This is a genomic window from Nitrosospira sp. NpAV (genome assembly GCF_000832065.1).
Lineage (GTDB): Bacteria > Pseudomonadota > Gammaproteobacteria > Burkholderiales > Nitrosomonadaceae > Nitrosospira.
This window is the reverse complement of sequence record NZ_JXQM01000021.1, coordinates 183,781-195,578: the sequence shown is the minus strand read 5'-3', so window position 1 is coordinate 195,578 and position 11,798 is coordinate 183,781. Positions and strand designations below refer to the sequence as shown.

At 52.7% G+C, this 11,798-nt stretch carries 14 protein-coding genes; 11 read left to right on the top strand and 3 right to left on the bottom strand.

Annotated elements, in window-relative coordinates; genetic code table 11:
* Positions 1–73: 73 nt before the first annotated feature.
* The 10 genes from SQ11_RS13585 to SQ11_RS13540 all read left to right on the top strand — a co-directional run bounded on the left by SQ11_RS13585 (position 74) and on the right by SQ11_RS13540 (position 5,778).
* A complete protein-coding gene (locus SQ11_RS13585; protein WP_041514687.1) occupies positions 74–457 on the top strand; it encodes a hypothetical protein in 384 nt (127 codons plus the stop codon).
* Between the two features lie 11 nt (positions 458–468).
* Positions 469–960 carry a hypothetical protein gene (locus SQ11_RS13580; RefSeq protein WP_041514686.1) on the top strand — a complete coding sequence of 164 codons (492 nt, stop codon included), beginning with the start codon at positions 469–471 and terminating at the stop codon, positions 958–960.
* 3 nt (positions 961–963) lie between these two features.
* Positions 964–2,394, top strand: coding sequence for a LamG-like jellyroll fold domain-containing protein (locus SQ11_RS13575; protein ID WP_041514685.1), 1,431 nt, complete (start codon positions 964–966; stop codon positions 2,392–2,394).
* A complete protein-coding gene (locus tag SQ11_RS13570) occupies positions 2,394–2,618 on the top strand; it encodes a hypothetical protein (protein ID WP_041514684.1) in 225 nt (74 codons plus the stop codon). The genes SQ11_RS13575 and SQ11_RS13570 overlap by 1 nt, the downstream gene beginning before the upstream one ends.
* A gap of 51 nt (positions 2,619–2,669) precedes the next feature.
* The gene (locus SQ11_RS13565; RefSeq protein ID WP_306463979.1) at positions 2,670–3,008 is read left to right on the top strand and encodes a hypothetical protein; all 339 of its coding nucleotides are present in this window, start codon (positions 2,670–2,672) and stop codon (positions 3,006–3,008) included.
* Positions 3,001–3,411 carry a hypothetical protein gene (locus SQ11_RS13560; RefSeq protein WP_041514682.1) on the top strand — a complete coding sequence of 137 codons (411 nt, stop codon included), beginning with the start codon at positions 3,001–3,003 and terminating at the stop codon, positions 3,409–3,411. Before SQ11_RS13565 ends, SQ11_RS13560 begins: the two co-directional genes overlap by 8 nt.
* Before the next feature lie 294 nt (positions 3,412–3,705).
* Positions 3,706–4,002: a hypothetical protein gene (locus tag SQ11_RS13555; protein WP_041514681.1), complete on the top strand. Its 297-nt coding sequence runs from the start codon at positions 3,706–3,708 to the stop codon at positions 4,000–4,002.
* Positions 4,002–4,190 (top strand): hypothetical protein, encoded by a 189-nt coding sequence (locus tag SQ11_RS13550; RefSeq protein WP_041514680.1) that lies wholly within the window; start codon positions 4,002–4,004, stop codon positions 4,188–4,190. The genes SQ11_RS13555 and SQ11_RS13550 overlap by 1 nt, the downstream gene beginning before the upstream one ends.
* A 141-nt stretch (positions 4,191–4,331) precedes the next feature.
* On the top strand, positions 4,332–4,766 hold the full coding sequence (locus tag SQ11_RS13545; RefSeq protein WP_198140884.1) for a nuclear transport factor 2 family protein: 435 nt from the start codon (positions 4,332–4,334) through the stop codon (positions 4,764–4,766).
* Between the two features lie 202 nt (positions 4,767–4,968).
* Positions 4,969–5,778, top strand: a complete 810-nt coding sequence (locus tag SQ11_RS13540; RefSeq protein ID WP_041514679.1) for a hypothetical protein — start codon at positions 4,969–4,971, stop codon at positions 5,776–5,778.
* A 212-nt stretch (positions 5,779–5,990) separates the two neighbouring features.
* Here the strand turns inward: SQ11_RS13540 and SQ11_RS13535 are convergent, their stop codons facing one another.
* The 3 genes from SQ11_RS13535 to SQ11_RS13525 all read right to left on the bottom strand — a co-directional run bounded on the left by SQ11_RS13535 (position 5,991) and on the right by SQ11_RS13525 (position 10,621).
* Entirely contained in the window at positions 5,991–7,967 is a 1,977-nt protein-coding gene (locus SQ11_RS13535) for an ATP-dependent endonuclease (RefSeq protein WP_041514678.1), read from the bottom strand.
* Between the two features lie 228 nt (positions 7,968–8,195).
* A complete protein-coding gene (locus tag SQ11_RS13530) occupies positions 8,196–9,338 on the bottom strand; it encodes a glycosyltransferase family 4 protein (protein WP_041514677.1) in 1,143 nt (380 codons plus the stop codon).
* The gene (locus SQ11_RS13525; RefSeq protein ID WP_052494257.1) at positions 9,338–10,621 is read right to left on the bottom strand and encodes an O-antigen ligase; all 1,284 of its coding nucleotides are present in this window, start codon (positions 10,619–10,621) and stop codon (positions 9,338–9,340) included. Before SQ11_RS13525 ends, SQ11_RS13530 begins: the two co-directional genes overlap by 1 nt.
* 340 nt (positions 10,622–10,961) lie before the next feature.
* Here SQ11_RS13525 and SQ11_RS13515 point away from each other — a divergent pair, with 340 nt between their 5' ends.
* Complete coding sequence (locus SQ11_RS13515; protein ID WP_156972510.1) at positions 10,962–11,753, top strand: hypothetical protein; 792 nt, start codon at positions 10,962–10,964, stop codon at positions 11,751–11,753.
* The last annotated feature ends 45 nt before the right edge of the window (positions 11,754–11,798 follow it).

The following is an 11,798-nucleotide window of genomic DNA, read 5'->3' as shown; positions in this document are numbered from 1 at the left end:
ACACCAGCATTTGTGTGGGCCTGGAGAGCCGCCTGATGGATTATCAGGGTTCATATGCAAAGGGAGTTTCTCAATGGCCAAATGGGTGCATTCGGATGTGTTGGACGGAGGGCTAAACGCGATCAAGAATAATGCAATTCGTATGTTGCTGCTCAAGGCATACACTGTGGGTGACAGTTATGCCACGGTTACGGCTAACGCTATTTGCACGGTTACCCTTGCTTCGGGTGACTTTACCCTGTCGGGCGCTGCCAATAACCCGCGTGTCTGTACGGTTGGAACAAAGAGCGGCACGGCATCCGCGAACTCCGGCCCAGCGCCGGATCTGCATATTGCTTTCACTGATAATGTCGGCAAAGTTCTGTGGGTGACGGATGAAACCTCGGATCAAGCCGTGACCAGCGGCAATACGGTCAATTTCCCGGCCTTGACCTACACCAGCAACCAGCCAGCATAAGGGGTGACGGGATGGCGAGTGGAGATACCCTGCTGGCGTTCTTTCCGCCGGACAATGAGCCTCCGGCGAGCAATTATGCAACATTGGACACGCGGAATAATCACCCGGTGCTGGATTTCGATGCGGTGACGGCGGAAACGGCCCTGTTTACAGGCATTCTTCCCCGAAACTACGCGGGAGGCGGCATAACGGTTTATATCCATGCGGCGCTGAGCGGCGCCATTGCCGGAACGCTCGGGTGGCTCATGGCATTTGAGCGCTTATCCGACATGACGATGGACATGGATGCGGATTCGTTTGCCGCGGATCAGGCGGTAACGGCGGCAACCGTGCCTGGAACGAGCGGAGTTATCCTTGTACTCAGTGCTGCGGTGTCCAATGGCGCAAACATGGATAGCATCGCCGCGGGCGAAGCGTTCCGGCTGCGCATAAAACGCGATGTGGCGAACGATACAGCAGCAGGGGATGCGGAGTTAATCGCTGTCGAACTTAAAGAGACTTGATCCGTGGCGATAGGTTTTGGGGCGGCCAAGGGCGCGGCCTCTACCGACAAGATCACCGGGCCGACGGAAGGCATTGGGGCGGGATTCAGTTTCCATGTGTGGACGAACCGCAATGGAGAGGGCGCCGGCAGCCTGGGGCGGATATTTGCGCGTGAAGGGACGCTTCCCTTTGTCCTGTGCAATAACAACGATGCCACAAATTACCGTTTTTTCATCGGTCCGGGCGCTGCGACGAATTGGCTATGGGGTCGCCCATCGGCGGGCGTGTGGACACCCATTGGAATATCTGCCGATACATCATCTTCGGCCAATGATCCAATAATCTATCAGGCGGGAGCCAGGCTCACCGTCGGTTCGGGACTTACGCAGTCCGGATCCAATTCGTCATGGCCGACGGGATCGAACACCTGGTACTTCGGCAATAACCCGGATGGAACGCGTAACTGGGATGGGTCCCTTGCCGAAGTGGCATGGTGGAACGCCATCCTGACCGATGAAGAATTTTTTGCACTGCAAAAAGGTATTTCCCCGGACCAGATAAGGCCGGAAGCCCTGCAACACTATTTGCCGATGGTGCGCTCCGGCGCAATTGATAAATTAGGCGCGCCGGCGGCCGTGACCGGCACGGCGGCACAAGACCATCCACGCATGATTCTCCGGCATCACCGGAATATCGGCGCGTTTACGGTGGTTGTCGGGGGATGGAATCTTACCGGTTCCGGCTCAGCCCAAACCAATACCACGAATGTACCAGCCATCGCTCAGGCGCACGTCCTGGCAGGCGCCGCATCCACACAGGGCAACTCGGGCAGCGTGGACGCCATCGTGTCGGGCGCGGTCCATGATCTGGCCGGCGTGGCATCGATCCAGGCCAATACGAGCGGCGCGGCGGCGATAGGCCAGGCGCATGCATCGGGTATTTCCGCATCGATGCAAAATAACGCATCAACCGCCATGGCAATAACGCAAATCCATGCACTCGCCTGCATGGATTCCACGGAAACCAATTCCTGCGGCGCTGGCGCGATAAGTATTGGCGGCGATTTTGTTGGCGCGCCATCGACCCAGGCCAATCAATCGGGAACCGGTCAGATCGCCCGGACCCAGATGTTGAGCGGGGCGAATCCGGCGCAAACCAATCTTTCGGGTAGCGGAACGATCAGCGACGGCATTATGGTGGAGGCGGCGCTGAGGGCCAGTCTCGCCCGGACGATGCGCATGAAGAAACCCGGCATACCCGCCGGAACGCCGGAATGGCTCAAAACCCTTCTGGAAATCATCATTGGGCGGCGTGGCAATGCAATCGAAATTCCCAGGTTCCAAACGCTGACTTTTTCGGCAACTCCGACAAAGGCTGAGTGCGAGGCGCTTTACGCATACACCAATGAGGTGCGTAGATCGGTTGAAAACATTCTTGCGAGACTGGATGGCTGATGATCAATAATCAATTATTTGCATTCCTGAAGGCGAATATGGGACTTCCTCTCACGCCTGAGCTGGCCGCCGGCATCTGTCTTGCCGCGGACCAGATACCGGCACTCATTCCTCTTGAGGCGATTGGCAAAATTCAGCCGAAGGATTGCCAGGATTTTACGTTTTCCGTCGAAAGTATCGAAGCCGTCGCCGATGAAATAAAACCATTGCACCGGGCGCACTAGAATGAGACGGAAGCTTATCGGCATGGATTACCCTTCAACCCGGATTACGAGATATTCATTCGCTATGAGCGCGCCGGACGCTATATTCTCTTTACGGTGAGAAGCGGCGGTAGATTATCAGGCAATTGCGCCATGTACCTGGATAAAAGCGCGCATACGCAAACGCTTATTGCCACGGAAGACACGCTTTACCTATTGCCGGAGGCACGCAAGGGCAGGGTGGCGCAACATTTTGTGAGGTATGTCGAGGACGCGCTGCGGTTGCTCGGAGTAAGCGAAATCAATATTTCGGTGAAGACCGTGAACAAGGCCGGAAGATTCTTTCGGCTTCTGGGTTACCGTCATGTGGAAAATGGCTTGACCAAGATACTGGAGGTAGAAAATGTGTAGCTCAAAACCGCCGAAACCCGATCCGCTTATCGGTCAGGCTGCCATGTCCAACCGCGATCTTTTCGCTCCGCTGGAAGCGCGCATGGTCCGGGATGCCAGCGAAATCGATTCCCCCGAACGCAAGGGAAAACTGGCCGGAGAAGCAGCGGCGGATGTCTCGCGCGGCTATCAGGGCGCGCTGGAATCGAACCAGCGGTCCATGGGGCGGCTGGGCATCAACCCGGACTCGGGCAGATTCCAGGCGTTGACCCAGGATATCAACCTTGGGCTGGCCAAGGATACCGCCGGCGCAATGAACAAGGCGCGGCGCGACACGGAATTGCAAAGCATGGCAATGCGCGAAGGCGTGGTGAAATTCGGCCGCAACATGCCAAACACGGGTCTCGCCGCGCGGCTGCGATAACGAAGAAGTTATGAGCAAGTGGTGTCATCCGGACTCCCATTCAGACACGCCACAGATCGATGCCGCGTATAGCGCAATGAACGCTGGGTTAAACCCGGCACATGGCTGCATTGCTTGCAACGCTTTGGAATGGCATGGTCATTCCGCGTCGTTGCGTCTTGCCCTGTACGCCCAGAGTGGTGCGCCTCACCCCATCCAGCTAGCGGGTTTAGGTTAAATGATCATTGACAAGCGCTTGATGTACATATACTGTACATGTACAAGCTGAACTTATTCACGACTAGGAGTTTTATCATGGCGACAGCGGTTGAAAGAATTGTGGTTCAGGCCACGCCCCAGGAAAAAAAAATGATCATGCTCAAGGCCAAGAAGCTGGGGCTTCCTGTGGCGGAATTGATGCGTCGCGGCGCCACGGCATATGAATCCGCCGAGGCGGATGAAGAATTAGGCATTCTTGCCGATAAGGCCAAGGCCGCCGCAGACCGGGCATCCGGGTCCATCGATGAGGTGCTGGCGTTCGTGGAAGCCAGCAATAAGCGGATAGCCGAATTGGAAGCCGAGGCATCCAGAAATATGAGTGAGGCTATCTGATGGGTGTTACGGATCGCGTATGGGATGCGCTAACCTCGATGATAAAGCTGGAGGACAGGATTGTTCGCCAAAGCGAGGTGATCAAAACCCAGCAGGACAAGATTGAAAACCTGACGGAGCGCGTGATCAAACTCGAAACCACGCTGGAACTGCTCATGCGGGCAAGCGAATTCAAGAAGCTCAAATAGTTTCCCTTTCGCCAAACATCCCGATTACGGGGTAGTGTCTCAGTCTGAATTTCGGCTATCGATCCGTTGCGGTCGTCTGGGGGGTTAGGCGATGAATGATCTCATTAAACCCATCTGAAACTGGCTATGCTTGGAGAGGAAATGATGGAAACCAGCGTCAGGAAACTGTTCGAGCGATACGAAGGCTTTTTCAAACAATCCCTAGGCGGCGATATGGACATGGATGAGGTCGCATCGCTGTATGCTTCCGAGTTCATAGGCGCCACACCTGCCGGAGTTACGGCCGGAAAGAACGATGATCAATTCAGGCAGGTCATGGCGCAAGGTTATGCGCACTATCGGGCAATAGGAACGAAAGAAATGCAAATACGCGATGTCCGCCTCTCCCCGATAGACGAACATCATTGCGTGGCCCATGTCGCTTGGACGGCAACCTATGCCCGCAAGAATCAATCGGACGTAGCGATAGATTTCGATGTTCACTACTTCGTTCAGAAGTTGGATGGGGAGCCGAAGGTCTTCGGCTGGGTATCAGGCGACGAGCAGGCGCTTTTAAGGAAGCACGGCATCACCTGAAACCTAAATTCAAACTGAGACATTACCGATTATGCAGGGACTCCTTACCGGCCTCATCTGAATAGTGGTGATAGGGAGTGAATGGATCTTGCGCAGGAAATAGTTGTTTTGTTTTGGTGCATTTTCGAGTGGGCTGGAACGATTGGAGTGCCAGTCTGAAACAGTGCGGCAGCGATGAGCGCGACCATGAATGGAGGAAAGTATGTTTAACCTTGGTGCATTTGCAGGTGGGCTGGCGCAGGGCGCACGCAGCGGTCAGGAGATGGCGCTCAGGCAGAGACGAGCGGCGCGGATGGCGAGAGCCGATGAGCGCGAGGCGGAAATTCACGGGGCAAGAATGGATAAGGCCGCTTATCAAAAAGATACGCGCGATCGGCTAAGAGCGGCCAATGATGAGATAGCCGCGGGTTGGGAGAAAACGATGTGGCAACAATCACCCGGCACACCCGAACCGGATCTGCCAGGTGTGGTTCCGGATGCGCCGCTCGAACCAGATGCCGTTTCCCGGCGATCCACCGGGCGGCTTTCCGTGAACGGGCTTCAATCGGAAATTCCCCCGGTTTCGGCGAATCAGGGTGCGGGCCTGATGAGCCTGCAAAAGGAATCCGACGCTCCGGGAAACCGCGCCCGCGCGCCGGCGGCGGATGAGGTGATTGCCACGCGCATGTTGGCTGGCAATCTCCTGGATGACCCGAATGAGCTTACGCGAATGGCAGGCATCTACAAAAAACACGGCCTCTTGACGGAAATGGCGCCGTGGATGAACAAAGCCTGGGAAGCGAAGAAAAAGCGTATTCCCGACGCGTTGAGCTTGCTGTTAAGCAATGACGCGAAAGGCGCGAGGTCGATCCTGAGAAAAGGCGGCATAAATCTGGCGGATGACCCCACACCGGCGAATCCGGATGATCCGCAAGGCACTTGGAAATTCAAATTCGAAGATGGCGCTGAGCAGGACGTAGATCTAAAGGAATTGGCGATCCGGTTTTTTCCCCCTTCCATACTTTTTCGATAGATCGGGTGCTCCCCACGCCCAGCACCCCCGGCAATCCGTTCTATTGCAAAATTCGATCGATGCCGAATATGAGGCCGGTCTCGTAAACGTCATACCGGCGGAGACGTTCGAAGCACATCATTGCTGGTTTGGGCTGATTCCGGCTCAAGCCTGGAATGACGAAATCCAGAGTTCCTACCGAATCGACAGGTTGAGCGTAAGAAACCACTAGATCAGAGAACCTGCCCGGTTTCGGGTAATAACGCATTCAAGTCACTGAATAATTGCTCAAAGCGGCCAAGGGTTACTTTTAAGTCCGCTCCAAACAGTTTCTTGATGATATCGGATTGATGCTCGGTGAAATAGACGGCGGGCACGTAACGGTCGAACTCCGTAACCGTGCCCGGAACCGTTTCCGGCTGAGCGCGGAAACGTTCTATTGTGTGATTCACAATGCGCGAACCGGCTGGCAGGGCGGCGACGGCTTGTTTTCCCTTGAGGCCGTAGCACCCCCCCACGATCTCCCCATAAAGTCCCGCGCCGAGCATATCTTCAATGTCAGCATCCTGTTGGCCGGCGTAGGCGCCAATCGTGAAAATATGGCCGTCACGCAGAATCTTCCAGCGGCTGAGGTCCTCAACCTTTTCATGGGCTGAAGCCAAATCCGACAGTACCGCCACCTGCAATCGATTCCCGCCAAAGAGGCTCATGAAAGCACTGACCTTCTCCACGCCTCCGGCCGGGCAGATAGTCCAGCGCGGGTCGAGCGGGGTACGCTTATGCGAGCGCAATACTTCCGACATCGCTCTCAGATAAAGCAGGTCGGAAGGCCTGGTCACCAGCAGCGTGTGCTGACCGGCGGAAAGGGCTTGGGTAATCTCATAAGCCAGCGCATTCTGCAAGGGGAACAGCGTATCCGGGTCCGTACTCAACACATCGCCGCCAACCTTGGTGCCTCGTACCTCCGGCGCTTCATCCTGATGATAAATGACAACGTCCTCCACCGTGCGTACGGAGGAAAGATCATCGGACGGCACCATGAAGGGCGAATGCGTCGTGTAGATAACTTGATGATCAGGCGCCAGACGCTCCCTGAAATATCGCAGCAAGTCACCCTGCGCCTTGCCATGCAAACTCAGCCCCGGCTCGTCCAGCAGTAGAATGGTTCTAGCCCCGCTCCGCTTTTTCACTTGTGAGAACAACGCAAGAAACGAGAAAAACCATACGAAACCCGTACTGCGATCGTCGAAAGGGACGGTCACGTCATGAAGTTTATTTAAAATGCGCGTCCGGAAGATGCGGCCATTGCTGAAGGGGGGCGGGTCGCCCGGCAGCGCATGGTCGAGCCGAAAAATAACCTTGAGGAATTTATTCTGGCTCCAGTAGCGGAACATTTCGGTTGAAATCTTGTTGGAGGCACCCTCGAAGCGCGACACCAGGCTTTCGAAATCCTGAATGGAAGCGACCTGTTCGACCGTTGTGGAAGCCATTTCGCAGAGCGCAATAAACACCTGGTCGGCGGATTCGAGCGTATTGCTCAATTCCCTCTGCCGAATCTGCTCAAGACTGACTTGCCCTTGCATCCGCTGATACTGGGAGAACAGCATGAATTTCGGTAAATCCAGCAGGTTCACGATCCCCTGGGAAACCGAGTCTTGAGGAAAATGCCGAGCGATTTGCTGCAGGCAATGCGCCCGCCCCGGTGATGTTTCATGAACCGATTCCGCTTTAGCCTTCAGCTCGGCGACTGTCCGGGCCACGCCAATCTGCGCCTTCTCGTCCTCATGAAAGCCGCTGGCATCGATGAGATGTTGAACGATGGCGGCTTCATCGAAACTGACTGTCCAGCGGGTCCGATTGCCATAGTCTTTTTGCACCGCAATCTCGTCGCTTGCCAGCGCTCCAGCCCCGAACGTATCGGCGATTTTTTCCTTTTCGGCGGGTTCGATGGTCCACCAGGTCGTGACTACGGTCGCATCCTTGCCTTCATGGCGCTCTTCGTAGTCGGATAAATGGCGGCGCGGGTAGTCTTTTTGCCGGTCAAATCTTGCATCATCGAAGATTGGATTGAGCCGGTGGAGGGCCGTTAACAGGGTGGTCTTGCCCGATTCATTTTTCCCGACGAAGCAGGTGATATGCTCATCAAGACTGAATTCCTCAGAATCATCAATACTTCGGAAATCCTGAATTCGCGCACGCACCAGTTTCATATAAGCTCCTCCACGTAAATGCCGATTGTAGACATATACGCGCCATTAGTCAGTAATGGATTTGTGATGTTGAGAGGCTTAGGTAGTTTACTGATCCTGATAGGCTCTGACTTCGCTCCTGTTTCTGCTCAGAATAAAGATACCTCAGGTCAGACTCATAAGCTTCGTTGCATCTTCTTTCTTTATACAAATATTCAACTCCTTCTCCCAGGATGTCAGTAAATATTATTAAGAAGGCTTTGTCACCACTTCATTCAATAAGTCGAGCACCTCTTTAGCATATCGCTTCCGACTAAAACGGCCTTCTGCCCAAATGAGCGCGGCAGTACCCAGCTCCGTACTTTCTCTAGGATTTTCATATAGATACTGTATTTTGTCAGCGAGTTCATTATGATTACCTGGTTGATATAGCAGACCAGTTTTTCCATTCTCAATTAGTTCTATTGTTCCTCCACTGGAGGTGCCTATTATTGGCTTCCCCGCAAGCATTGCTTCTACCGTCACTCGCCCGAATGCTTCAAAGCGCGAACATATGAGAATCACATCAGTCGCATGAATTAGCGGTAGTGGATTTTCCGCGTAACCATGAAAAATAACCCGTTCTTCCAGACCAAGATATTTTACTTGGTGTACGAGGGAACTACGGAAGCGCTTATCGCCAGTACCGACGATGAGTAACTCGGCATCGACTCCACGGTGCACTAATTCTGCCAATGCTGCAATCGCTTCGTCCTGACCCTTTTGAGCCTGCAGTGACCCAACTATGGCGCACCTGAAGCGCCGCCCATTCTCAACCCGACCCGGTAAGCTCTCATTTATCTCCGGTAGAGTTACAGACTGATAAATTACACGCAACTTCCGCGGACATACATAGTTTATATATTCATCCTGCACCGCGTGTGAAATGACAATAATGCTCGCAGAGAGGTGGTCGATCAAGCGCGGAGCATATTCCCCCAAGTCAAACAACTGTTCACGACAATATCCAGACTCATGCAGATGCCAGATATGGGGCCGATGTACCAGCCATGCCGCCAATGCGCCAGCACCAACAATAACGGTATTGGTATAGATTACGTCGCAACGCCATTTTGCAATTGCTCGTGCTATCGGAATTATCCAAAACAATGTCCCAAACATGCGCTTAATGCGATGAAATATATTCTGACGCCGAGCTCCGGATGTCCAGCGAGGATAGCCGATTATCGTCCACTCGATATGTAGTTGATCAAGCGCTGTCAGGAAAGGTCCTCTCTCAGGAACAAGAACCTTGCAGTCGACGCCCAATTCGACCAAGCCCCTTAGTAGCTCAAGCAGCGCAAGTTCTGCGCCATATCTTTTAGCGGAATGCGATATGAAACATACGCGCATTAGGTGTTTCCGGTCTGGAGAGAAGTCGTCTCATGTGCCTTTTGCCAGCCGATTCCGATGGCGGTAATGACAAGAAGCAAATAAATGTTCTGTCTAAATATTACAAGTACATCTGTTAGTCCGAACAACATGATATAACACATAAAAGCTGCCCCCAGAATACCTAGCTGGTGTGCCTTTAGTATTCGAAACCAATTCCACAAGAAGAAGGCATACGCCAGCATGCCAAGTACACCTATCTGCATCCCGATCTCGATCCAGTCGTTGTGATAATGATAAGTTTTGAGAAAGGTTGGTAGATTCTTGTAGAGGCCATCCTTGTAGGTTTGGACAGTTTTATCAAAATAGGGAGCCGCCGTTCCCGTGCCATGTCCCATTATTGGCCGTTCTCCGATTCCATGAAGGCCGACATCCCAAATGGCAAAGCGGTATCCGAGGCTCGTGTCATATTTTCCTTGTTTAGATAGCTCAATGTCGCTCTTGGCTTGACCGAGCCTTTGCTGGAAGCTATCACTGTTGTATGCAAAAAACCCTATCGCAACGATTAATACCACCATGGCAGTTAGGAGTTTTTTGATTTCTTTTCTATGCAGCAAGAAAATCAAAAATATTGATGAAACAAGAGTGGCGAAAAGCAACCCACGTGCATTCTGGTTAAACTGAATAAGCAGCAGAAAAACCGCTAAAAGCCAAAACCATGATCGTGCTTTGTTGCTGCGGCTGGTGCCTGCGAGAAAAAGCGCTACGATAACCCCAATGCCGAGCATTGAAGAAAAGTCGAGATAAGTTATCTTAAGTGGCGGAATACCTTGTGCACCTATAATTAACCACTGATATATGCCAATGAGGAGCACACCGAAATAACCGATAAGCGCCCCCCCCATCGCCCATGATACCCGTGCTTTGTTCAGGAGGGAGAAATAAGGAATAAAGATCAGGCAGGCAAAATATCTATTCCATACCTTAAACCCGAATTTGGGGTAGTCGCTCCATAGAATTCCAAGAGCAAGCACAATGCATAGCATCAGCATTGCCAACACAAAGGGTTCTTTAATCGTCTCTCCAAACCTGGTCAGGCTACTGTCCAAGATCCAGGCCAGGATCAGAAGATAATAGGCATAAAAACTGAGCCCTCTGCTCCATAAGGCGATGCCGAAAAAAAATAGCGCGGATTTTGCCAGCACGCCGCGCCATTTAAAAGCACTTTGCGTCTCGTTGGCTGAATTGATGGGGTCTTGAGGTATTCGGTTCTCCGAACCATAGGTTCTTGGTTCAAAGCCCATGTTTGCCTGGATTTTCCGTTGTCATTCGGGGGAATGCGGGAGACAAGGCTTCTGATAGAGAAATGTCATGAAATTATGCACGATTTAAGTGAATATTGTAAAAGCGATGCATGTTATGCAATATGGCCCTTTATACGCTGCCATGTGGCAGTGTGTATTCATATTGTCGACATATGTTCCCGAATGGCATGACCATTATTGTAGAATACCATACGGTTTATGCCTGATATACTGGCTGGCCCATAAGGGGAGCTTTAGCCAGAGCTGGCATTCCGCTGTCATCGCAATGAAAAAAATATACTGCCCGTAATCATGCTCATCCGTATCCAGGCTTATCTTCATGAATCGAACCATCTTCCTGGCTGCTTTTATTTTACCCGCCTTTCCAGGTGTCTCTTCCATCTACTTTTTCAAGGAACATGCCATGCTTAAAAGACTGCTGAGCCTCATGCCCATTGTGTTAGCGGGGTTATTCCCGGCGCTTCCCGCAGCTGCGCATTATATCTGGATCGAGCGGGATGAAATGAATCACGCGCGCCTGTATTTCGGTGAATACCAGGATCAGGAAAGGGAGGTAAGCGGCGGCAGGCTGGATGAGATAAAAGGGCCGCAGGCATGGCTGCTTGACGCAAACGGCAAGCGGCAGGAGCTGAAAGCGACCCGGAAAGAGAATCACTTCGATCTGGGAGTGGCGCCGGATCGCACATTACCGGTGATCGCCGAGGAACTCGGTTACGAAGTCAAGGATTGGACCAAACATGGAATAGGTATTGTAAAGCCGATGTTTTATACCCGCTTTAGTCCTTTGCTGGGGGGGTCAATATCCAAGCCGGAACTTGTGCTCGATATTCTGCCGGAAGGTGGGGCGCCTAATGTATTCATCGTTTACTCACGGAACGTACCGCTGGCAAAAGCCAAGCTCATGGTCTATGCGCCAAATTTCTGGATGCAGGAGCGCCATACTGATGAAAATGGCAGGGTTGCCATTACAACGCCATGGCCAGGCCAGTATGTTCTGGAGGTAATCCATCTGGAAAAGCAGGCAGGGGAATTTCAAGGACAAAGATTTGAAGCGTTCCGCCACCGCGCCACGCTGAATTTCAATATTCCGCCAGCACCCCATAACAAATAACATGTCATGACACTCGATTGCATTATCCTGTCCGCCAATGTTCGC

Bases quoted from the DNA above. Each gene is read 5' to 3' on its own strand.
- SQ11_RS13585 (WP_041514687.1), top strand. From the start codon at position 74: ATGGCCAAATGGGTGCATTCGGATGTGTTGGACGGAGGGCTAAACGCG.
- SQ11_RS13580 (WP_041514686.1), top strand. From the start codon at position 469: ATGGCGAGTGGAGATACCCTGCTGGCGTTCTTTCCGCCGGACAATGAG.
- SQ11_RS13570 (WP_041514684.1), top strand. From the start codon at position 2,394: ATGATCAATAATCAATTATTTGCATTCCTGAAGGCGAATATGGGACTT.
- SQ11_RS13560 (WP_041514682.1), top strand. From the start codon at position 3,001: ATGTGTAGCTCAAAACCGCCGAAACCCGATCCGCTTATCGGTCAGGCT.
- SQ11_RS13555 (WP_041514681.1), top strand. From the start codon at position 3,706: ATGGCGACAGCGGTTGAAAGAATTGTGGTTCAGGCCACGCCCCAGGAA.
- SQ11_RS13550 (WP_041514680.1), top strand. From the start codon at position 4,002: ATGGGTGTTACGGATCGCGTATGGGATGCGCTAACCTCGATGATAAAG.
- SQ11_RS13545 (WP_198140884.1), top strand. From the start codon at position 4,332: ATGATGGAAACCAGCGTCAGGAAACTGTTCGAGCGATACGAAGGCTTT.
- SQ11_RS13540 (WP_041514679.1), top strand. From the start codon at position 4,969: ATGTTTAACCTTGGTGCATTTGCAGGTGGGCTGGCGCAGGGCGCACGC.
- SQ11_RS13535 (WP_041514678.1), bottom strand. From the start codon at position 7,967: ATGAAACTGGTGCGTGCGCGAATTCAGGATTTCCGAAGTATTGATGAT.
- SQ11_RS13530 (WP_041514677.1), bottom strand. From the start codon at position 9,338: ATGCGCGTATGTTTCATATCGCATTCCGCTAAAAGATATGGCGCAGAA.
- SQ11_RS13525 (WP_052494257.1), bottom strand. From the start codon at position 10,621: ATGGGCTTTGAACCAAGAACCTATGGTTCGGAGAACCGAATACCTCAA.
- SQ11_RS13515 (WP_156972510.1), top strand. From the start codon at position 10,962: ATGAATCGAACCATCTTCCTGGCTGCTTTTATTTTACCCGCCTTTCCA.